We start from the raw sequence: 21534 nt of genomic DNA, 5'->3' as shown, positions 1-21534 counted from the left end.
TTCCAAGGAGGTTAGGGAGCCACGATCTCGACCTTTATTCTATCTGGGTCCTCGAAAAACAAAGCATAATGTCCCTCTCCTCCAGCATGGGGATGCCGCTCCTGATAAAGTAAGGAGATACCGCGACGAGCAGCTTCCTCCCGTAGCTTTTCCACATGTTCTCGATCCCGTGCGTAAAATGCCAGATGATTCAAACCGACTCGACAACGATGATACGGAATGTCGAGGAATCGCACTTCTGCCTGGACGAATACCAGATAGGTGCCATTCTGTTTCCAACTTACCCCGCTGGCCCATTCCTGATACCGCGTATAACCCAGCTCACCCTCCAGCAACCAACCCCAAAAATCTTTGGAGCGCGCCAGATTGGACACATACACTTCCAGATGATGCAGCAAAGCACAGTCCCCCTTCTTACAAAAAAACGCCCGACAGCGAAATGCCGGGCGCTCTATCTATCCACTTACTTCCAAAACTTCCACTTGCTCTTTTTCGTCATCGGATCGTCCATTTGGCTCTCGACGACTTTCTGTTTGGTCGCTGCTTCCACTTCGAGTGCTCCAGGTACTCGATTCAGGAAGTGGTCGATCATTGGCTTGTAGTTATCTGGCAAATGCTCTTGCATGTTTCGAAGGATGTCAATTGCCTTTTCCATTTGATCGGTCGCCAGCAGAGCGTTGGCATAGTTGAAGCCCGCATACGGATACGGGAAGTGCGGCGTCCAGAACTTTTCACAAATCTGAATCAATTGATAGACATATCCTGCTTGTCCCAATTCTCCAGTCACAGTCATCACGACCTCAAAGCGGTCCTTCGCTCCTTCAATCGCTACCGTGTACCACTTCATCGCATTCAGGAGGTCCTCCTCCGTCAAGGCAATACGAGCCAGTTGAAGCTGTGGTCTCCAAGCGCCTTCTTTACTTGCCAGCGCCTCCAGTTGCCCTTTCAGCTCATCCTTTTTCCCTCTTTGCATGAAGCTCTCGACAAACATGTTCAAGCCATTTTCTTGATTCGGGTCTTTGTGCAAACCTGTATGTAGGGTCTCGAACGCTTTTGGCTCATCTCCCTCAAACGCGAAGATTTTTGCCAAATTGGTGCAAGCTGTACCCGATGACGGGAATCGTTCCAGACAATCTGTCAGGATTTTTTTAGCGCTTTCAAACTCTCTCGCCTGCATATGAACGACTGCACGGAAAATGAGAGCAGACTCAATTGGCCCGTATAATTCGAGAAGCCTGTCGGCAGCAACGGCCGCTTGCTCGTGAAATTGACCCTTCACCAACTCCATCGCAAAATCGCGAAGCTTATCTTTTTCATCCCAGTACTTATCCAGATTTTGCGGAATTATTTTTTTCTGGTAATCCTCTCGGGACATATCGATGGTTTGACCAAACTCATTGGTAAACGTCACAAATTCAGACATGAAACAGCCTCGCTTTCATTTCCTCACAAAAGTTTCAAATGCTTGTATCGCCAATTAGATCCATGCTTTGATATTTACTTTACGGATAAATTCCTCCATTGATTCCTTCGCGGGTTCGTCATTTGCCTCTTCTGCATCTTCCATGCCCATCAGTTGTCGAAACAGTGCTTCGTTCCTTGTCGCCAATGCAAAGTCAAGTAATGCCTCATGCGAGATGCGATTAGCTTCTTCTTCCAGCAATTGCTCCTCCAAGGCAATATCCTCTTCTACAACGGCGATATGCTTATCAATTTTTGGAATGCGTAAAACCCAAGAAAATGCGCTGTCCGGATTGCGGTCACGAGCAATCAGGTAACCGTATTCACCCAAAGGCAAACCTTGCTCGAAGGAGTCGGCAACAATGACGACGCGTTGTCCAAGCTTGAACATGAGCGTCAACTCCCAATAAAGATTAATTCTAATCATACTAAATTGTATGTGTTCTTGGGAAGAGCAAACCCCCAAGGATAGGAAAACGCACAAAAAGTTTGTTGCCCGAACCAAAATAAGGTACAATTTTTACTAATGAATGGATATTGGTAATGAGGTGTACAAGGTATGGGTGAAATGTCTACAGGGTTTTCCCTGTTTATCGTTGGCTGGACCATCGTTCTTGTAAGTCTGATGGCGATTGGCGGGTATTTCATGTTCCGCAAATTTCTCAAGTCCATGCCCAAGCAAGACGGAAAATCCGACTTGGATTGGCAGGACCATTACATTGATCAGACACGGGCGCTCTGGACAGATGAGGGTTTGACCTTGCTCAATGAACTGGTTGATCCTGTGCCACAATTGTTTCGTGATGTTGCAAGACGATCCATCGCAGCGAAAATCGGCCAGATCGCGCTGGAAGAGAAAGCAACCACCATTACAACAGATTTGATTGTAAAGGGGTACATCGTAGCAACTCCCAAGCGTGACCACAAATGGCTCATCGCCCACCTGAAATCCAAAGAAATCGATTATACGCCCTATGAGAAATATTTGAATGCCGAGGGATAATTGAAACTCCCTGTGGAGTCGTCCGTAGAAAATGGTAAGACCTTTTTGGCAAGGAGAAGATGTGGATGTCAGTCCTACTCACGATTTTGGGAATCGGTTTCGTTATTTTGATCGTTGCGATTGTCATCGTGGCGGTGCTCTTTAAGAAAGGCGCCCGGTTCTTATGGAAAATGACCGGACGTGGCTATCACAAATACAGCAGCAGTGATTACCGACATAGGCCCTCATGGAAGATGGGGCATCGAACATACGGGCATCGTCACTATCGTCGCAAATATTCCAGCCATAGTGGATTTTTTAGTAGCTAACGTTAATGAAATGAGAAGGCACTCCAATTCGTTTGGGTGTCTTGCAACAAACCTCCAAAACCACAAGCTTAGTGGGGTTGGAGGTTTGTATGATTTTAAGCATCGCTACTTTTTTTAGTTACGTTTTGCTGCCCTCCGGATACCCCACCTGATACCAGAAATGCCATGACTTCTGAGCTTTCCGTATCTAGAAGCTGTACCTGATCACTCGGAAACAACAGGAGATTTCCTGCAAAATTGTACGACTGCGGCAGATAAACTGCTACGTGGTCTGTGAGACCGAAAGAATCGAGGCTTTCCTTTGTAATAAACCCAATGGCCTTTGCATTTCCATCCTTGGATAGCGTCACGAGCACCGGCTTGTCAAAACTCTTCTTCTCCCCTACAAACGCTCCGATCAAATCCTTGATTGACGTATAAATGAGTTTGATAAACGGCACTTTCTCGAAGATGGTGGATACGAGCGAAAGCACTCCGCGTGTCAGAACGTTGGATGCAAGGAAACCGATAATCGTGATGCCAAGTATGGTCAAGAGGACACCCAGTCCTGGAATTTGGAGATTAAACCACCTATGGACCAGCAGATAGAACCAGTTGTCCACGCTCGTGAAAATCCAATACAAAATATAAAGCGTCACTGCCAAAGGAATGACAAACAATAACCCCTCAAAAAAATAGCGAATGAAACGCTTCATCTCTCTCCTCCTCTCTCCTAATCACAATACCGTAATTATTGTACCTGATTGGATTGCCATCTGCTATGATGAAGGAAAAAAGAGAAAGTAGGGAGATTCATGCAAGCACTTGTCACACCTCAATGGCTCAAGGATCATCTGAACGATGAAAATTTGGTGATCGTCGATTGTCGTTTTGCTTTAAGTGCTTCTGAAGCAGGTGCAGAGGAATACAAGAACGATCACATCCCGGGAGCCCTCTACTTTCATCTAAACCGTGACCTTTCTGGCTCCAAAAGCGAGCATGGTGGACGTCATCCTCTACCAGATACGGATCTGCTGGCTGCCCATTTTTCAAATGCGGGAATCGATGCCAACACCACTGTCATCGCCTACGATGATCAGGAAATGGCAATGGCAGGACGGCTATGGTGGCTGCTGCGATATCTTGGTCATGATCGGGTAGCTGTACTTGACGGCGGATACGCTGCTTGGAAAAAGGCTGGCTATGAGGTAACAGCAGAAGTACCTACTGTACAAGCTCGTCAGTTCGTCCCCCATGTCCGTCACGACATGCTGGTTGACATGGAAGGTGTCAAAAAGCGCAGCGAGCACACTGTATTGCTCGATTCTCGTGCGCCAGAACGCTACCGCGGCGAGAACGAACCGATCGACGCAAAAGCAGGTCACATCCCCGGGGCGCACAATTTCTTTTACAAGGACAACCTCGGCGCTGATCAGACGATGCTTCCGACAGACGAGCTGCAAAAGCGTCTCGCTCCTTACGCTGATAAAGAATTGATCGTCTATTGCGGTTCAGGCGTGACGGCTTGCTCTAATTTGCTCGCTTTCCACGCTGCTGGTCGAACCAATGTGAAATTGTATTTGGGCAGTTGGAGTGACTGGAGCTCGTATCCGGATAATCCGGTAGCTACCGGCGAAGAGTAATTCCATAATTGGAATGGCGGCGATCGCTTCCCTACGATACTAGGGAGCGGTCGCCTTATTTTTTTCTTCCTCTATCATTTTCGTCACCATTCATAGATAATAATTATCATTATCAAAAACATGTACACGTGCCTGAAAAGGTGGATGGATTCATGAAGCATAACGAAGAATACGAGCCTAGTCGCCAAATGTCACTCAGCGAGGTTCGCTCATACATGATCTGTAACTTCGATCGCCCGTTAAACGTAACTACGTTGGCAGCGATGGCGAACTTGAGTCCGAGCTATTTTGGCGATTCGTTCAAGAAGGCTTACGGACAAAGTGTCATGGACTATGTGACGAGTCTGCGTATCAATCATGCCAAGCGATTGTTACGCGAGACAGATATGAAGCTGCGGGATATTGCGAAAACAATCGGGTATAGCGATGAGTTTTACTTTAGTCGGAAGTTCAAGAAGGAAGTGGGTGTATCCCCTTCCGCGTATGAAAGAGCATCCCAGCGCAAAGTTGCCGTCTACTCCCCTACCCTGCTGGGACATCTAGTCGTACTAGGGATAATCCCAGTCGCTGCTCCCCTGGATGCGAAGTGGACCCCCTATTACTATCAGCAGTATCAGCAACAGATCGCGGTTCATTTAAAAGCAATCGAAACACCGTGGAACGATGACAATCAGGAAATCACGCTTCTTTCTGCCAAGCCGGATGTTGTCATTAGCCACATAGAGCTTCCCGAGACTAACAGTCAACGCTTGTCCGCACATGGCATAGACGTCTTCACTCTCCAATCTTCTGGCTGGAGAGAGCAATTACGTGAAGTTGCCAGCTACACGGGCAAAGAAGCAGCTTGTGACTCCTGGATCGCTTTTTATGAAGCAAAAGCGGCTACCGTTCGCGCAGATCTGCAATCCGTGCTCAAGCAAGATAAATTTGCGATCATTCGACTCTATCGGGATGGCATCCATCTCTACAACAACAAGGGAATGAAGGAGCTTTTGTGCGATGATTTGCAGCTTTCTCTTGTGGAACAGGAAACGGAACCTTGCAATCGGCCAATCACGCTCGAACAGCTCGCAAGCTATGACCCGGAGCGAATCCTGTTGTTCGTTTGTCTGGATGAGTCGACACGCCTAAGCTGGCTGAGTCTCCAGCATCATCCGCTTTGGAGAGGACTTCGCGCTGTTCAACATGGCTATCTCTACTCCTTGCCCTCCAACCCGTGGTACGAGTATTCACCGGTTGCCATGAACCGAATGCTGGATGAGATCGTGCTGATGATAACGGGGAAAAGTCCAAATGCCATTCAAGGTGTTGTCCATGGAGCCCCTTTCTTGGGTGAATTATAATGTTTCCCAGTGAGAAACATTATCATCGAAAGGGGATTCCACTTTTATGACAAAGAAAACTAGCCTTGCGCTGATGCTGACCACGACGATGCTCGTTGCGGGACTGGCAGCAGGCTGCGGGAACCATGCAAACAGTGAGGCAGTAGCGCAGAAGGTCGATTCGTCCACGACTGGGAATGTCGCAGGATCGACAAAGAGCTCTTCTGATCAGCCTGCCTACCCGCGGGTACTAAAAGATGAAATGGGTAACGAGGTGACATTACCTGCCGCACCTGCCAAAATATTCGCTCCCAATCTGGAAGATACTTTGGTCGCACTGGGCGTTGCTCCGGTCGTGCAGTGGTCATCTGGCTCAAGACCGAAAATGTATTTGCAAGATCAACTAAAAGATGTGCCGTCCATTGCCTTCACAGGCGGATTGCCTCCAGAGCCGGAAGCGGTTATGGCCCATGAACCAGACCTCATCCTCTTGCACAATGCCAACCATATCGAGAGCGGCGTGTACGATAAATATAAGATGATTGCGCCGACGTATGTATTCAAGCAAGCAAATGCTGATCTGGATTCTTCCGTACGAGTGATTGGCGATCTGTTAGGCAAGTCGGCGGAAGCTGAAAAAGCTTTGCAGACATATAAGGAGCATGTCGAGGCAGCCAAAAAGGAGCTGGCCCCTCATATCCAAGGCAAAAAAGCAGCGATCATTCGCTTCAATGGCAGAGGGATGTTCTTCATCAAGTACGATTTCTTCAGTGGATATGTACTTAACAATGAACTAGGCTTTTTGCCGAGCCAGGTTGTATCGGGCGGTGACATCCATTTATCACTAGAGAGCTTACCCGATCTGGATGCGGATTATATTTTCCTGATCAACGACGCTGGTACGGGGGATGCGTTCGAGAAAGAATTAACAGAGAGTCCTGTTTGGAAAAGCATGCAGGCAGTGAAGAACGGTCGTACGTTTAAAGTAGAGGGAGATCACTGGTTAAGTGGCGGCCTGATCGCTCATAGGAAAGTCATTGACGATGTGAAAGGATTGATTGCAAAATGAGAATGATAGAGAAAAACAGCTACTCCCCTCATAATTGTGTGGAGTGGACACTGCAATCAAGCCATGGTCGTGACTATCGGATTATGATTGCGATTCCGGAAGCTGAGGCCCCCCCTGAGGGGTATGCCGTTATTTATGCCGTGGATGGCGATGCGATGTTCGGAACGATTGCCGAGACAGTGAAGTTGCAAACCCGCAAGCCCAAGGGCTACAACCCAGCCATTGTTGTAGGAATCGGCTATCCCTCACGACTACCATTTGACATGGACCGCCGTTGTTACGATCTGACCATGTCTGTGGACGCAGCTACACTTCCTGACCGACCGAATGGGCAGCCTTGGCCCGAGCATGGTGGAGCTGATTTGTTCCTCGATTTCCTTGAACAGCAGCTGCTGCCAGCTATTTCTTCCGAATGGCAGGTAAATCCGAATAAACAGGCGATTTTCGGCCACTCCTTGGGCGGTCATTTCACCCTGTATACGATGTTCTCGCGCCCGAAGCTTTTCTCACACGTCGTTTCAGGCAGCCCTTCCGTCTGGTGGGGCAATGACGAGGTATTGAGAGAGCAGGAACGCTTCATCGCCGAATGGAAAGGCGATCATGAACTAAGGCTGCTTGTCATTGTTGGCGGCGATGAGCTCACCTTCATGGTCGAGGGTGCACAACGGGTCGTCGAGCGCATGGAACCACTCGCTACCAACGGTGTTCAAGTGAGCTACATCAAATTCGAAGATGAGGGCCACGTAAGCGTGCTGCCTTCCGCTATTAATAGACTTGTGCGGTTTGTGCTTGCGGATTAGCCCTCTGAAACTACTTTCGTAAACGTAAAGGACAGACAAATGATACGATATATGCGTCTATTGCTTCATTTCGGCTATCAAGAAGCCATGTCTTGCTTGTTTCCGGTCTTTATTTTTGGTTCGCTCGCCTTATCCAAATTCATCACCATTCCTGGTTTGCCGAGGTATGACCTCCTGCTGTTGCTCTGCCTGCTCTTCCAGATTTTCATGGTGAAAAGCGGCTTGGAGTCTCGGGACGAATTGAAGGTCATCACAGTCTTTCACGTGATCGGGCTGTGCTTGGAAATATTCAAGGTACATATGGGATCTTGGAGCTATCCAGAGGATGCGTACAGCAAGGTGTTTGGCGTTCCTCTGTACAGTGGGTTTATGTACGCTAGTGTCGCGAGCTACTTATGTCAAGCGTGGCGTCGCCTAGAGGTTTCTCTCTCTGGCTGGCCGAATCAGATTATCGCCACCATTTTGGGCGCAATGATCTATCTGAACTTTTTCACCCATCATTATATTGGGGATTTGCGTTGGGTTCTGATGGCAGCTATTTTCATTGTCTTCTGGAAAACACGTGTTTATTTTACCGTCGCGAACGAGCGGCTTTTCATGCCCATCCCTCTTGGTTACTTTTTGATCGGCTTTTTCATTTGGATTGCGGAAAATATAGCGACGTTTCTTGGCGCTTGGAATTATCCGAATCAAAGAGCAGGCTGGGAGCTCGTGCATCTCAGTAAAATCAGCTCGTGGTTTTTGCTCGTCATCGTGAGCTTTATTATCGTGGCGGAGTTGAAGCATGTAAAATCCAGAAGATCCCAATCCCAAGATAGCAAGAAACACATGTAAAAAGCCTATCCACTCTTTCGTACGAAACGTCAAGGGGTGGATAGGCTTTCTCTTCTTTATTTCATAACGTTGCTGAGTACATTCTCAATCATTTGACGATTGGCAATGACCCCAGTGTAAAGCCAGCTGGAATCTTTCGCAAACGTATACGCATTGCCATTCTTCACAGCAGGGATATTCGTCCATACTGGATCCTTTTGAAGCTGTTCCACAGCAGTCGGATTACTGTTTACGATAAACAAATACTCGGCATCGAGTTCAGCCAATTTCTCCATGGAAATCGCGTTCCAGTTTGCATCTCCTGACTTGGAGATTTCCTGAACGATGGCAGGAACCTTAAACCCGAGGTCCTTGTAAAGCACATCGCCGCTAGACAAGTCCTGGCGTGCTACGTACACATTTTTCCCCGTTATCCACAGTGCTGCCGCTGATTTTTCCCCAATCTCTTTCTGCAGCTTTTGCTTGGACTTGGCTGCAAATGTCTCGTAATCCGCCAGCACCTTCTTCGCCTCTTCCCCCTTGTTGAGGACTTCTCCTATTGTGAGAAGCTCTTTACGCCAATCGCTGTTCTTCTCTTTTCCAATGGTGTAAGTAGGAGCGATTTTCGAGTACTGGCTATACTTGTCCCCTTCGATTAGGGTCGCGCTTTCCAAAATAATCAGGTCAGGGCTGTGGCTCATCACGACCTCTGGCGGCAGATCATAAGGAATCGCTGGAATACCCCCCAGCTCTTTTTGCAGGTAGCCTTGTACCTGGTTGTTCCCTACTGACCATTGAGCAACTGGCTTCACTCCCAATGCTACTAAATGATCCTCCAGATAAGAAGCGATCACGCGCTGTGGTTGAGCTGGGACTGTTACTTCATTTCCCATCGCATCCTTCAGTACCCGTGGGGCTTCAGCCGCTGGTGTCGCGGTCTGGCTATTGCTGGCTTGTGTCTCTGGACTCGCTGCGTTCGGCTGGCCAGAGCAAGCGCTCACGATTGTAACGAGGCTTGCCAATACGACACTGGCTATCGAAAGTTTGGCTGTTTTCTTCATCGGTTCGTTCCTCCATCTGCGTCATGCCTTCAAGCAGCGAAAAATTGCCAACTCGAATGCATTTCTATTGAGAATAATAATCATAATCACAATGGGTATTATAGCCGATTATGGCAAGATGCTCAACTTTTTGTTTTATGGAAACAAAAAAAGACCTCCTGCTCCCTAAGCAGAAAGTCCTTATTCTCTTAGCGTGGAACCCCACTTAACAAGAATCGATGCAGGCCCCCGATCAGGCAGACACCCGCGGTTACAAAAAACGCAATGAAGTAGGAATGGTGCCAATTCCCCAGCAAGCCTGCCAATACTGGGCTCAATACCGCTCCGATCGACAATATCGCTGAGTAAATACTAAACACGCTACCGTATTGCTCTCTCGGTGTATGTACCGTCAAAATGGTCGCGAAAGCTGGGAACAGCATCCCAAAGCACGCACCGAAGAAAAACATCATGACGTGAATCGGAATAGCCAGCCCGATTGCCAGAGCGTACAGAAGAAGGCTGAGCACACCCAATCCAGCAAACGTTCTCGTCTCAACGGGGACCCGATGCAGCCAAAACTGGCACAAAATCGCAAGCGCCCCCAACCCTTTCAAGCTGAATAATATGCCAGTAACGGCGGGGGACATCCCTTGTTTTTGAATGAGCAAAGGCACTTCATAGATGATCGTTCCTTGTGCGTAAATGATCGCAAATCCCCCAAGAAACGCAGGATATAGCATTCGATTTTCCAGGATGGCAGTTAGGCTCAGCTTTCCCTCACCTTTGCTTCGTGGCGTAGACGACGTGCTTCCCTCTACTCTTTCGGGCAACATCATCCAAGCGAAAACGCCAGCAATCATCATCATGTAGCCGAGAATCACAAAGGATTGGCCATAGCCAAACTGCACCGCCAAAAAGCTACCGACTGCCGGGGATACGATACCTGCCGCGGTAAGGACCAATCCCTTTTTCCCCATGATCTCGCCCTGCTCAAGTGCCGTCTTCCCTGTTTCTCCGAGCAAAGCAGAACAAGCAGGAGATACAAACGCCATCAAAAACCCGAGCATCAGCCGAAAGGTAAAGAAGCCCGCAGTATTTTGCACGATGCCTTGACCAATCAGCATCACGCCAGCCAAAATCAATCCACCTGCGATAAACCATTTTTTCGGATAGCGATCAAGAAAAGGGCCAGCGAGCAGGTTTCCTGTCAAATTGCTGATCGCATAACCACCGAGCACAAAGCCGATCATCGCAGCGGATACACCCAATACGTTTAAATACGGTGCAAGAAGAGGCGTCTGCGCGTGCATGTCAAAGGCAACAAGAAACAAAACCACTAACAAGAGAGCCCTCAAAGCATTCCCTTCCTCTCAAACGGCCTGTCTTTGTCCCAGTATATGAAGGGAATGGTACAAGTAGGATACAAAAAGAAGAAGGAAGATTCGGAATAAATATAGCAATTATTTTTGTATTACCGTAATATTTACTGTAATACCGTAATTTTTTTTGAGCAGGAGGTGACTTTTTGGAGCACGTTTACAAAAAAATACGAGCGCTTCGTATCCAGCAGGAGCTTACTTTAAAGGATTTAAGTGAGAAATCAGGATTCTCCGTCAGCTTCTTATCACAAGTAGAGCGCGGCAACAGCTCGCTCGCGATTACTTCCCTGCAAAAAATTGCGGAATGCCTGGGTGTCCCCATTACGTACTTCTTTGAAGTAGACAAAGATGTCACGTACCACACGCCCATTGCAAAGCGTAAAACGTTGCAGATTGAAGGGTCACCGGTAAAGTACATTCGAATCGGTGGGAATTTCCCCGACAGGGCACTCGAGCCCCTCCTCAACGTATTACCACCCGGACAGACGAAGCATGTCGCCTTTCAGCATCCCGGTGAAGAGTTTTACTACGTCGTAAAAGGATGTGTCACCATCGTCGTCGACGAAACCGAATACCATCTCGAGCAAGGAGACACGATCCACTTCCCTTCCTCTCTCCTACATACGTGGTACAATCCTTCCACTGTTGAAGAAGCCGAGATCCTGTCCGTTTTGACACCTGTCATTTTTAGAACCTAACGTAATGTGTCTCATCCGCATGTCTACCAATAAAAAAGGGTGATCTGGATGCAAGAAAGACTGGAAAAGCTGCACGCGTATATGGAAAGCAGGAAACTGGACGCATTGCTGATTACGCATCCCAAAAATGTGTACTATTTTACCGGATTTTTGACTGAGCCACATGAACGTTTTATGGGCCTCGTCTTAGTGAGAGGCGAGTCCCCCTTCCTCTTCGTTCCACTGCTGGACGCTGACAAAGCACGGGAGGCTTGTCCCGCCATTATGATTTACACGCATGACGATTCACAGGATGCGCTAACCGTGCTGAAGCATTTGCTGCCAGCTTCTCTCTCTCACATTGGTGTAGAGAAGAACCATTTGACAGCGAAAACATACGAGGCACTCGTATCGATCGTGAACGCTACAGAAGCAGTGGATGTCGGTGACTTGCTATGCAGTATACGCGTGGCCAAGGATGCATCTGAAATCGCTACGATCAAGCGGGCTATTTGGGTCATGGAGGAATCTCTACGCCGTACGCTCCCGCTGATATCCATAGGGATGACGGAACTGGACGTCGTCGCAGAGCTGGAATACCAGATGAAGAAGCTAAAAGCACAAGGCCCTTCCTTTTCAACGATTGTGTTGGCTGGAGAAAAAGCAGCACTGCCCCATGGCGACCCGGGTGATCGGGTGATTCAGGCAGGAGAAGTTTTGTTGATTGACGCAGGCGTGTATGTCGATGGGTATGTATCGGACCTGACTCGTACCTTTGCTGTCGGTAAACTGGGTACAGAATTGCTGGACATGTACGATACGGTCTTGCAAGCGAATCGGGCCGGGATACAGGCCATTTGGCCAGGGGCACCGATCGCAGATGTTGACCTAGCTGCACGGGCTGTCATTGCGGACCGGGGCTATGGAGAGTTTTTCATCAATCGTGTCGGGCACGGAATCGGACTGGAGCTCCATGAAGCGCCTTACGTTCACAGCCAAGCAGCAGGAGAGCTCATCCCAGGCATGGTTTTCACGATTGAACCGGGCATTTATAACACGCAGATCGGTGGCATCCGCATTGAAGACAATGTGCTCGTCACGAAGGAAGGCGTAGAAGTATTGACGTCCTTTCCTAAAGAGCTGCAAATTATCGGATAAATGATAAAAGCAAAGGCTGGTGTCGTTTCTTTGAAAGTGCTGGAAACAGATCGTCTCATCCTCCGCTGGCAAACTGCCGAAGACGCTGATTTTGTCTTGAAACTGATGAATGAGCCTTCTTGGATCCGTTTTATTGGCGATCGTGGTCTTCGTACGACGGAAGACGCCCGCAACTTTATTTTGAATGGCGCTGTCGCGATGTATGAAAAGCATGGCTTTGGCCTGTATTTGATAGAGCTGAAGGAAGGAAATGTTCCGATTGGTTTATGTGGGCTGATCAAGAGAGATTCGTTGGAGGATGTCGATATCGGCTTTGCCTTACTACCCGCATACTGGAGCAAAGGCTACGCCTATGAGGCAGCCTCTGCCGTTCTTGCCCACGGAAAAGAAGTTTTCGGCTTAAAGCGTATCGTAGCAATCACCAACCCCGATAATGCATCTTCTGCCAATCTTCTAAAGAAAATCGGTCTGCAAGAAAAAGGGATGATCACCCTTCCAAATGCTACGGAGGCGGTCAGGTTTTTTGAAATCGAGTTCTAACTGCGTCTCCTGAGCCAAACTACTACATTTGCCTCCTCAGGAGGGACAAAAAGGGCCTCACCGTGATCGGGAGGCCCTGTCATTCCATTTTTAATTAAGAATGTACGGATTTCAAACCAAGTGAACTGTCGTGGAACTTGATATTCGAGTACTTATCCATCGCGACACGCAGCTGGTACTCGCTCTCAAACAGCATAACCGGACGGCCATAACGGTCAGAAACGGTTCGGTTCTTCACAGCATCGAGGTCTGCTTTCTCCCCTTCGAGCCAGCGAGCGATTTGATACGGCATACGAGTCAGCATGATGTCTACCCCGTACTCGGCTTTCAAACGGTATTCCAGTACCTCGAACTGCAGCACACCTACGACACCAAGAATCAGCTCTTCCATCGGATGGGTACGGAATAACTGCACTGTCCCTTCCTCGGTCAACTGCATGATCCCTTTTTGGAATTGCTTGTGCTTCATCGCGTCCTTCACCATCACCTTGGAGAAAAACTCCGGCGAGAAGTGCGGCATTTCTTCGTACTCAAACGATTTTCCGACGCAGAGTGTATCGCCGATCTGGAAAATGCCCGGGTCGAAAAGACCGATAACATCTCCCGCGAACGATTCATCGACTATTTCGCGGTCCTGTGCCATAAACTGTACCGGCTGCGCCAATTTGATGTCTTTGCCAAGACGGACGTGCTTGACTGCCATCCCCCGCTCAAACTTGCCGGAGCAAATACGCAAGAAAGCGATCCGATCTCGGTGAGCTGGGTTCATATTGGCTTGGATTTTAAAGATGAAGCCGGAAAACTCATTCGTATACGGATCAATCAAGCCTTCTGTACTCTTCTTCGCAGAAGGTGCTGGCGCCATTTGCAGGAAGTTATCCAGGAATGTTTGTACACCGAAGTTATTGATGGCACTTCCGAAGAAAACAGGCGTCAGTTGCCCTTTGTTGATCAGTTCCGGATCGTATTCATCTCCCGCAACATCCAGCAGCGAGATTTCGTCCTGCAATTGCTGCCACAGTTCTTGACCGACACGATCACCGATCAATGGATCTTCTGCTCCCTCTACAGGGAAAAAGGAAATCTCTTCGTGCTGTGTATTGTTTTGGTACAGCTCGACACGGGACTTCATACGGTCAAATACGCCGCTGAAATAGCTTCCCATCCCAATCGGCCAGTTCATCGGATAAGAACGAATACCCAATACGCGCTCAATTTCTTCCAAGAGCTCGAATGGATCTTTACCGTGGCGGTCCAGCTTGTTCACGAACGTAAAGATCGGAATACCACGCATGCGACAGACCTTGAACAGCTTGATCGTCTGTGCCTCTACCCCTTTTGCTACGTCGATAATCATCACAGCAGCATCAGCAGCCGTCAGCGTGCGGTACGTATCTTCACTGAAGTCCTGGTGACCAGGCGTATCCAAAATGTTGATGTGGTGTCCGTTGTATTCGAAATCCATCGCACTAGACGTAACGGAGATTCCACGTTTTTTCTCGATCTCCATCCAGTCGGAGGTGGCATGCTTGGAATTTTTGCGCCCCTTGACCACCCCTGCTTCACGGATGGCTCCGCCGTAGTAGAGCAGCTTTTCCGTCATTGTCGTTTTACCCGCATCCGGGTGGGAGATGATGGCGAAGGTACGGCGTTTTGCTATCTCATTTTCCCATTGGGGATTGGATTGACTCATCTTCATTCTCCTGTCATCGCAAATAAGTAACACATTCGTTTCCTCTACGATTATACCGACAAATGCTTGCCGCATCCACCTAGTAATTTTTCGTTAAACCGATATAATATTCAGTAGTAAAAATTTTTTGACTGCATGACTTACCTATCCATTACCAGAACATGAAAAATTTATGGGAGGAACCCTATGTCAACGACTGTAGAAACACGTGCGGTAGAATTCCGTGACTATGTGAAAAAAATAACCAGCTACACGCAAGCACTGAACGTTCTTTATTGGGACAAGGCTACACAAGCGCCTCGCAATGGAATGGATGCCCGCTCGGAAATCATCGGGACTTTGGCTGGCGAGCAATTCAAGCTGGCGACGTCTAAAGAAATGGAAGCGCTTTTGGCAGAGCTGAGTGAGCCATCTGTCCTCGAAACATTGGATGAAATTACCCGTCACAGTGTGCTGGAATGCAAAAAGGAATTTGACCGTAACAAGAAAATTCCTGCTGACAGACATCAGGAGTACGTTGTACTGACAGCCAAGGCAGAAACGGTATGGGAAGAAGCTCGTGCCAACAACGACTTTTCCATGTTCCAGCCATACCTCGAGAAAATCGTGAACTTCCAGCTCGAGTTCATCGAATATTGGGGGAATGACGGCAAAAACAAGTACAACACCCTCTTGGACATGTACGAGCCTGGCATGACTGTCGATCAGCTCGATCCGATCTTCGCCACCTTGCGTGAGAAAACCGTCAAGCTGGTAAAAGCGATCGCAGACTCTCCGAACAAGCCAGACACCTCCTTCTTGACGAAAAACTTCCCAGTGGCAGACCAGGAAGCATTCAGCCGTTATATCCTCGAGAAAATCGGATACGACTTCAAGTCTGGCCGCATGGATCGCAGTGCGCATCCGTTCTGCACCACCTTCAACCCTGGAGATGTCCGCATTACGACGCGCTACGCTGAAAATGATTTCAATTCTGCGCTCTTTAGTTGTATTCACGAGGCTGGCCACGCGATGTACGAGCAGAACATCAATCCAGACCTGCTGTTCACGCCTCTGTGCGATGGTACCTCCATGGGGATTCACGAATCTCAATCCCGCTACTGGGAAAACATGGTCGGACGCAGTCTGCCATTCTGGAACCACTTTTTCGCGGACCTGCAAAAAGCGTTCCCTACCCAGTTCGAAGGCGTATCTGTAGAAGACCTGCATCGTGCAGTTAACGCTGTTACTCCTTCCTTTATCCGGACAGAGGCAGATGAGTTGACGTACAACCTGCATGTCATGATCCGCTACGAGATCGAGAAAGGCTTGATCAATCAAACCATTCAAGTGGCTGATCTGCCAAAAATCTGGAACGAAAAAATGAAAGAATACTTGGGTGTTGAGCCACCGACAGATGCATTGGGTGTGCTTCAGGATGTTCACTGGTCTGGCGGAATGATCGGTTACTTCCCGACTTACTCGCTGGGTAATGTGTATGCGGCACAATTCGTCCACGTTATGGAGAATGAGATTAACGGTTACGAAGAGCTGATCGCAAAAGGCGATTTCGCGCCGATCCGTGAATGGCTCAAGGAAAAAATCCATCAGTACGGTAAAATGAAGAGCCCTCGTGAACTCGTTCAAGCGATTACAGGCGAAGGTACAAATGCAACTTACTTGATGAATTACCTCGAGAAAAAATACACAGACGTATACAAGCTGTAAGCAGTTCTACCCTTACTATCCAATGTTCTCCCTACTCAGGGAGGACATTTTCCTTTATATAGTTACCTTTCGTAACCTACGTACATAAAAGTGCATCCTTCCCTCCGGGGATAAATGCTAGTACACTGCACAATATACATGAGATTCCTATTGTCTTGAAAAAGGAGTGTTTTTCGTTTGGCTATCGAACTAAAAGGTAAAACCGCATTCATTACGGGTGCAGGTAAAGGTATTGGCCGCGCAATTGCAATCGCCCTGGCAAAGGAAGGCGTGCATCTCGGTCTCTTGGCTCGCTCTGAAGAAAATCTAAAGCAGGTCGCCAAGGAAGTAGAAGCATATGGCGTCAAGGTAGCAATTGCGACCGCAGACGTATCCAATTACGATGCTGTCACAACAGCTGTTGCTTCTATCAAAAATGAACTGGGTCAGATTGATATTCTGATCAATAATGCGGGCGTTGCCAAATTCGGCAAGTTCATGGACCTGGAAACAAGCGAATGGGAGCAAATCATCCAAGTTAACCTGATGGGTGTTTATTACGTGACTCGCGCGGTGCTTCCAGGCATGATGGAGCAAAACGCCGGTGACATTATCAACATTTCTTCCACGGCAGGACAAAAAGGTGCTCCTCTTACCAGTGCGTACAGCGCATCCAAGTTCGGCGTTCTTGGTCTGACAGAGTCTTTGGCTCTTGAGGTACGCAAACACAACATCCGAGTCACGGCGCTGACGCCGAGTACGGTAGCTACCGATTTGGCTTTGGACTTGGGTCTGACAGACGGAAATCCTGAGAATACGATGCAGCCTGAGGATATTGCTGAGTTCGTGGTTAGCCAGCTGAAGCTGAACAAACGTATTTTTGTGAAATCTGCTGGACTGTGGTCCACCAATCCATAGAAATGACATGGCAAAAAAGCGAAAAGAGTCCGCTCGTACAGGCGGATTTCTTTTCGCTTTTTTGCGAAGCCCTGTGAAACCGCTTCATTTTTGTTCACTTTCTATCCACCATTTCTTCACGCCTTATTCACACCTACCCAACCAAAACTGCCCTCAACTGGAGTATGATGAACATGTAAAACATTTCCACAAAGTGGAGGGTATCCTTATGATACAAATGCTGTCGAATTGGTTGTGGGGGAATGAAGAACAAGAAGTCGTTCCATTCGAGACGAAAAGATACGTCCGGAATGAAATGGAGCAATTCACGTTCAATGAGCCACAGCAAGTGCTGCCGTATCCGCTTCCCCAGTTATAAGATCCAATACTTGAGCCTATATAGCTTGAAGCTGCCGAGTCCGGCAGCTTTTTTTGCTTCTTTCTGAAAGCGCTCACTGATGTGCTACAATGTGGTAAACAGGAGGGGTTCGCTTTGGTCGAGTTCACAGAAAAATGGTTGCCCACATACATTCGCCGTGATTTGGCGGTTTTATTTTGCGGTATCAATCCAGGACGTATATCGGCTACAACGGGTTTCCACTACGCCAATCCAGCCAACCTGTTTTGGCGCGGATTGTACGAAGGCGGCCTGACACCTCACAAGCTCTTGCCAGAGGAAACGGCTACCCTCTTAGACTACAACTATGGCATTACCGATCTGGTCTCACGTCCTACCCGCTCCGCAACAGACCTACGCAACGAGGATTACGCCGCAGGTACAGAGCTGTTCGTCCAAATGATCCAGACTTACCGGCCTCGTGTCATTTGTTTTAACGGTATTACTGCTTTTCGTCACGCGACTGGCCAAAAGAAAGAGGCAATTTCACTGGGGCTGCAACCAATCAGGTACTTTGGAACAGAAGAATGGTCTGGCAGCTATGTGTTTGTCGTCCCGTCTACCAGTGGGGCTAACGCATCTTTTACACGTGAGGAACGCATCGCCAAGTTTACAGAGCTGAGTCATTTTTTACGCGAGATGAATTGGCACCCTCTACCCTCGCCTGCTAAGTAGGGCCTTTCGTGTCAACCACATCTCTTCTTCCGTACAATACTTGTAGCTCTGTACGCAGGGAGGGGCATCAGCAGTGGACGACCTCATCAAAAAAATCCAGAACAAATACGACATGACTGTTTTGCAACACAAAACCATTCGAGATACACCCAAGTCACTCGTCATTTACTTGGAAACAACCAATGGGAAATTCATCGGAAAAGCTTTCCCTCTGCAAAAGGAACGTTTACATTTCATCCTGAATGCAGAAGCGCATTTGCGTAAAAATGGGGTACACATCCCCGACATTCAACGCACCAAAAATAATAAGCGCTACATCACTCATAAAGAAAAGCTTTTCGTTCTCCACCAACGGCTCTCCTGGCCAAATATTGCGTATACTTCCCCTCTTCGAATGGAACGCATCGGCACGGTATTAGGCAAAATTCATGCGAGATCGCTCGGTTTTTCCTCCAAGTACGGCAAACTTTACAATGGAGCAGAGAAATGGTCCGCGGAGTACAAAACAGATTTAGCTGCCCTTGAGAAGTGGGAGCTTCAACACACTGGGAAAAATGATCGAAAATACGCTACTATCGCGGAATACCTCCCTTTTTTTAAACAAGCAGGGGTGACAGCCAAGGAACATTTACTATCCTCTCCATACTTCTCGACATGGAAAAGGGAGCCATTGACCAAGCACTTCCTCTGTCACGGAGATTTTAACAATGGGAATTTGCTCGTCAGTAATCAAAGAATTGCAATCATTGACTGGGAGGACGTTCGCTACGATTTTCCGTCCAAAGACATTGCGCGTGTTCTCTCCCTTGCTATGCGAAAAAATGACCAGTGGAACGAGGACTTGTTCTCTCATTTATTGCGTGGCTATCTCCGAGAAAATCCCCTCTCGATTAGGCAACTGCATTTACTCTTTGTCGATCTCGCTTTCCCGCATATCATTGAACGTTTTTTACGCAAAAAGCAGTATGACCAGATGAACATTGCTGAGATTCAACAGTTTTGCAATCGAGAAGCTCTCAAAATAGCGTTTATGCTAGACGAAATGAAGGCCCATGTGTAATAGACGCAAGGCTATAGCCTGTCTATACACATAGGCCTTCCCTATTTAACTGGCGCAAACCGTTACGTCTGAGCCATCCTCACCAAAGAGCTTTGTTGGCGGGTATATTGAATGAGCTCTGCCGCCATCTCGTAATAATTAAAAGGTGTAATCAAATAGATGCCATTGAAGTAACGAACGGCCGTATCAACCAATTCCTTCGCGATTGCGATTCCTTCCTGTCTGGCGGCTTCTCCCTGTACCTTTTTCATCCGTTCTAGAGCTTCTGTCGATAGCTTGATTCCCGGCACTTCATTATGCAGGAACTCCGCATTGCGCGAGCTGGTCAGCGGCATGATCCCGATAAAGACAGGAATGCCAATATGCTTCGTCGCCTCGTATACATTCCGAATCGACTCCGCATCGTACACAGGCTGCGTCATAATGTAATCCGCGCCTGCCTCGACCTTCTTTTCCAAGCGGGCAACGGCAGCATCCATATTTCGGACATTCGGATTAAAGGCAGCGCCCACGATAAACTGGGCTTTTTGCTTTAACGGACGTCCTGAGAACGAAACACCTTCGTTCAACTGCTTCACCATGCGAATCAGATCAAACGAGGTCACATCAAATACCGAGCTGGCCCCTGGCAAGTCACCAAAGCGTGATGGATCACCAGTAATCACCAATATTTGGTCAATCCCCAAAGCGTTGAGGCCCATTAAGTGCGATTGCTGTCCAATCAGATTGCGATCCCGGCAAGCAAGGTGCAAGAGCGGATCGATTCCATGTCTGCTCTTCATGAGGGCACCGAGAGCCATGTTGCTCATGCGCACTGTCGCCAACGAGTTATCCGCCAACGTAATCGCGTCTGCTCCTGCTTTGTGCAGCTCACAGCATCCGTGGAGAAATTGGTCTGCATCCAGATCACGTGGCGGATCAAACTCGACAATGATTGTCGTTGCTGTTTTTACACGCTCGACAATGCTTGGTTTCTCCCTCTCCCTCGTGTTCTGCACAGAAATCGTAGGACGATCTCCAGCAACGATGGTCGGGTTCACACGCGCTTGCGGTTCAAGAGATTCAAGTGCATCCGCAATCGCCTTCACATGTGCAGGTGTGGTTCCGCAGCATCCACCAATCAACCGAACTCCCTGCTCACGCAAGCGAAGCGCACTTTGTCCAAAGTATTCAGGTGATGATTTAAAAGCGTATTCTCCGTCAGTCATCCCCAGACGCCCCGCATTCGGGAATACGGATAGGAGTGCATCTTCTGGAATCACTGTATTTTCAAACGAGCGCAAGAGTTCAGCGGGACCAAGTCGACAGTTTAGTCCGACCACGTCAGCGCCCGCTGCTTTCAGCTCGGAAAAGGCATCTGTCAAAGCGTAACCATCACGTGTGCGCCCTACTTCCAAAGTGGCTAACTGCGCGATTACAGGGACATCTGTGAGCGGGCGGATTACCTCGATCGCCAGAAGCAGCTCCTCCAAGTCCAAGAACGTCTCCAGAATCAGTCCGTCTACCCCCGCATGTAACAGGGCAATGGCCTGTTCCTCATACTGGTCACGGTATTCATCCAAAACCTTTTTCTTCACCCGTCCTGCCAAAATCGATCCGATGCTTCCAGCCACATAAGCGTCGTCCTGTGCGGCTTCCCGTGCAATGGCGACTGCGAGCCGGTTAATCCTGGCTACCTTATGCTCCAGACCGTAACGGCTCAATGCATCTCGGTTGGCAGAATACGTATTTGTCTCTAGGAAACGCGCACCGGCCTGGTAATAAGACGTATGAACTTCATGCACCAAACGAGGGTTGGACAAACACAGCTCCTCAAAGCTGACGCCAACCGGGACGCCCAGCCCGTGCAGCTGGGTCGCCATTGCACCATCTCCTACTAGGAGATGGTCTTTCAAGTAGGCTCGTAAATCTTTCTTTCTCGTCGTCAACTC

23 protein-coding genes are annotated in these 21534 nt (G+C 48.4%); 15 read left to right on the top strand and 8 right to left on the bottom strand.

From position 1 onward, the window contains the following. Positions 1-11: 11 nt before the first annotated feature. From BBR47_RS11435 to BBR47_RS11425, 3 genes are all read right to left on the bottom strand, one after another. Complete coding sequence (locus BBR47_RS11435) at positions 12-398, bottom strand: VOC family protein (protein ID WP_012685930.1); 387 nt, start codon at positions 396-398, stop codon at positions 12-14. Between the two features lie 65 nt (positions 399-463). Next, positions 464-1423, bottom strand: coding sequence for a tetratricopeptide repeat protein (locus tag BBR47_RS11430; RefSeq protein WP_012685929.1), 960 nt, complete (start codon positions 1421-1423; stop codon positions 464-466). A gap of 54 nt (positions 1424-1477) precedes the next feature. Next, on the bottom strand, positions 1478-1852 hold the full coding sequence (locus BBR47_RS11425) for a hypothetical protein (protein ID WP_012685928.1): 375 nt from the start codon (positions 1850-1852) through the stop codon (positions 1478-1480). A gap of 168 nt (positions 1853-2020) precedes the next feature. Between BBR47_RS11425 and BBR47_RS11420 the strand changes: the two genes are divergently transcribed. Together BBR47_RS11420 and BBR47_RS11415 are read left to right on the top strand one after the other, a co-directional pair. After that, the gene (locus BBR47_RS11420; protein WP_012685927.1) at positions 2021-2464 is read left to right on the top strand and encodes a DUF2621 domain-containing protein; all 444 of its coding nucleotides are present in this window, start codon (positions 2021-2023) and stop codon (positions 2462-2464) included. A gap of 65 nt (positions 2465-2529) precedes the next feature. Beyond that, positions 2530-2772, top strand: a complete 243-nt coding sequence (locus BBR47_RS11415) for a hypothetical protein (RefSeq protein ID WP_041749375.1) — start codon at positions 2530-2532, stop codon at positions 2770-2772. Positions 2773-2867: 95 nt separating this feature from the next. On the opposite strand, the gene BBR47_RS11410 is transcribed toward BBR47_RS11415, so the two are convergent. Continuing rightward, entirely contained in the window at positions 2868-3467 is a 600-nt protein-coding gene (locus BBR47_RS11410; RefSeq protein ID WP_012685926.1) for a DUF502 domain-containing protein, read from the bottom strand. Between the two features lie 99 nt (positions 3468-3566). On the opposite strand from BBR47_RS11410, the gene BBR47_RS11405 reads away from it, so the two are divergent. The 5 genes from BBR47_RS11405 (at position 3567) to BBR47_RS11385 (ending at position 8419) form a co-directional block, all read left to right on the top strand. After that, complete coding sequence (locus tag BBR47_RS11405; RefSeq protein WP_012685924.1) at positions 3567-4394, top strand: sulfurtransferase; 828 nt, start codon at positions 3567-3569, stop codon at positions 4392-4394. Positions 4395-4546: 152 nt separating this feature from the next. Beyond that, entirely contained in the window at positions 4547-5737 is a 1191-nt protein-coding gene (locus BBR47_RS11400) for a helix-turn-helix domain-containing protein (protein ID WP_012685923.1), read from the top strand. A 46-nt stretch (positions 5738-5783) separates the two neighbouring features. Continuing rightward, positions 5784-6785 carry an ABC transporter substrate-binding protein gene (locus tag BBR47_RS11395; protein ID WP_012685922.1) on the top strand — a complete coding sequence of 334 codons (1002 nt, stop codon included), beginning with the start codon at positions 5784-5786 and terminating at the stop codon, positions 6783-6785. Then, positions 6782-7585 (top strand): alpha/beta hydrolase, encoded by an 804-nt coding sequence (locus BBR47_RS11390; RefSeq protein ID WP_012685921.1) that lies wholly within the window; start codon positions 6782-6784, stop codon positions 7583-7585. The genes BBR47_RS11395 and BBR47_RS11390 overlap by 4 nt, the downstream gene beginning before the upstream one ends. 39 nt (positions 7586-7624) lie before the next feature. Continuing rightward, the gene (locus BBR47_RS11385) at positions 7625-8419 is read left to right on the top strand and encodes a DUF817 domain-containing protein (RefSeq protein ID WP_012685920.1); all 795 of its coding nucleotides are present in this window, start codon (positions 7625-7627) and stop codon (positions 8417-8419) included. 56 nt (positions 8420-8475) lie between these two features. Here the strand turns inward: BBR47_RS11385 and BBR47_RS11380 are convergent, their stop codons facing one another. Both BBR47_RS11380 and BBR47_RS11375 read right to left on the bottom strand, forming a co-directional pair. Further along, positions 8476-9459, bottom strand: a complete 984-nt coding sequence (locus tag BBR47_RS11380; RefSeq protein ID WP_012685919.1) for an ABC transporter substrate-binding protein — start codon at positions 9457-9459, stop codon at positions 8476-8478. 188 nt (positions 9460-9647) lie between these two features. Continuing rightward, positions 9648-10796, bottom strand: a complete 1149-nt coding sequence (locus tag BBR47_RS11375; protein WP_012685918.1) for an MFS transporter — start codon at positions 10794-10796, stop codon at positions 9648-9650. 170 nt (positions 10797-10966) lie between these two features. Here BBR47_RS11375 and BBR47_RS11370 point away from each other — a divergent pair, with 170 nt between their 5' ends. From BBR47_RS11370 to BBR47_RS11360, 3 genes are read left to right on the top strand one after another with little or no spacing between them, the layout of a single operon-like run. Further along, positions 10967-11518 carry a helix-turn-helix domain-containing protein gene (locus tag BBR47_RS11370; RefSeq protein WP_012685917.1) on the top strand — a complete coding sequence of 184 codons (552 nt, stop codon included), beginning with the start codon at positions 10967-10969 and terminating at the stop codon, positions 11516-11518. A 48-nt stretch (positions 11519-11566) separates the two neighbouring features. Further along, complete coding sequence (locus BBR47_RS11365; RefSeq protein WP_012685916.1) at positions 11567-12655, top strand: M24 family metallopeptidase; 1089 nt, start codon at positions 11567-11569, stop codon at positions 12653-12655. Further along, positions 12656-13195, top strand: a complete 540-nt coding sequence (locus tag BBR47_RS11360) for a GNAT family N-acetyltransferase (protein ID WP_012685915.1) — start codon at positions 12656-12658, stop codon at positions 13193-13195. A 94-nt stretch (positions 13196-13289) separates the two neighbouring features. On the opposite strand, the gene BBR47_RS11355 is transcribed toward BBR47_RS11360, so the two are convergent. Continuing rightward, positions 13290-14888, bottom strand: coding sequence for a peptide chain release factor 3 (locus BBR47_RS11355; RefSeq protein ID WP_012685914.1), 1599 nt, complete (start codon positions 14886-14888; stop codon positions 13290-13292). Between the two features lie 186 nt (positions 14889-15074). On the opposite strand from BBR47_RS11355, the gene BBR47_RS11350 reads away from it, so the two are divergent. The 5 genes from BBR47_RS11350 (at position 15075) to BBR47_RS11335 (ending at position 19603) form a co-directional block, all read left to right on the top strand. Further along, positions 15075-16595: a carboxypeptidase M32 gene (locus BBR47_RS11350; RefSeq protein ID WP_012685913.1), complete on the top strand. Its 1521-nt coding sequence runs from the start codon at positions 15075-15077 to the stop codon at positions 16593-16595. Between the two features lie 177 nt (positions 16596-16772). Beyond that, entirely contained in the window at positions 16773-17492 is a 720-nt protein-coding gene (locus tag BBR47_RS11345; RefSeq protein ID WP_012685912.1) for a 3-ketoacyl-ACP reductase, read from the top strand. A 208-nt stretch (positions 17493-17700) separates the two neighbouring features. Then, positions 17701-17850 carry a hypothetical protein gene (locus tag BBR47_RS31230; RefSeq protein ID WP_016739809.1) on the top strand — a complete coding sequence of 50 codons (150 nt, stop codon included), beginning with the start codon at positions 17701-17703 and terminating at the stop codon, positions 17848-17850. 114 nt (positions 17851-17964) lie between these two features. Continuing rightward, on the top strand, positions 17965-18543 hold the full coding sequence (locus tag BBR47_RS11340; RefSeq protein ID WP_012685910.1) for a mismatch-specific DNA-glycosylase: 579 nt from the start codon (positions 17965-17967) through the stop codon (positions 18541-18543). 73 nt (positions 18544-18616) lie between these two features. Beyond that, complete coding sequence (locus BBR47_RS11335) at positions 18617-19603, top strand: phosphotransferase (protein ID WP_012685909.1); 987 nt, start codon at positions 18617-18619, stop codon at positions 19601-19603. 62 nt (positions 19604-19665) lie between these two features. Here BBR47_RS11335 and BBR47_RS11330 read toward each other — a convergent pair whose 3' ends face one another. Continuing rightward, on the bottom strand, positions 19666-21531 hold the full coding sequence (locus tag BBR47_RS11330; protein WP_012685908.1) for a bifunctional homocysteine S-methyltransferase/methylenetetrahydrofolate reductase: 1866 nt from the start codon (positions 21529-21531) through the stop codon (positions 19666-19668). Positions 21532-21534: the final 3 nt, after the last annotated feature.

It is taken from the genome of Brevibacillus brevis NBRC 100599 (assembly GCF_000010165.1).
Lineage (GTDB): Bacteria > Bacillota > Bacilli > Brevibacillales > Brevibacillaceae > Brevibacillus > Brevibacillus brevis_D.
The sequence above is the reverse complement of the archived record's forward strand: the minus strand, read 5'-3'. Positions and strand labels throughout refer to the sequence as shown.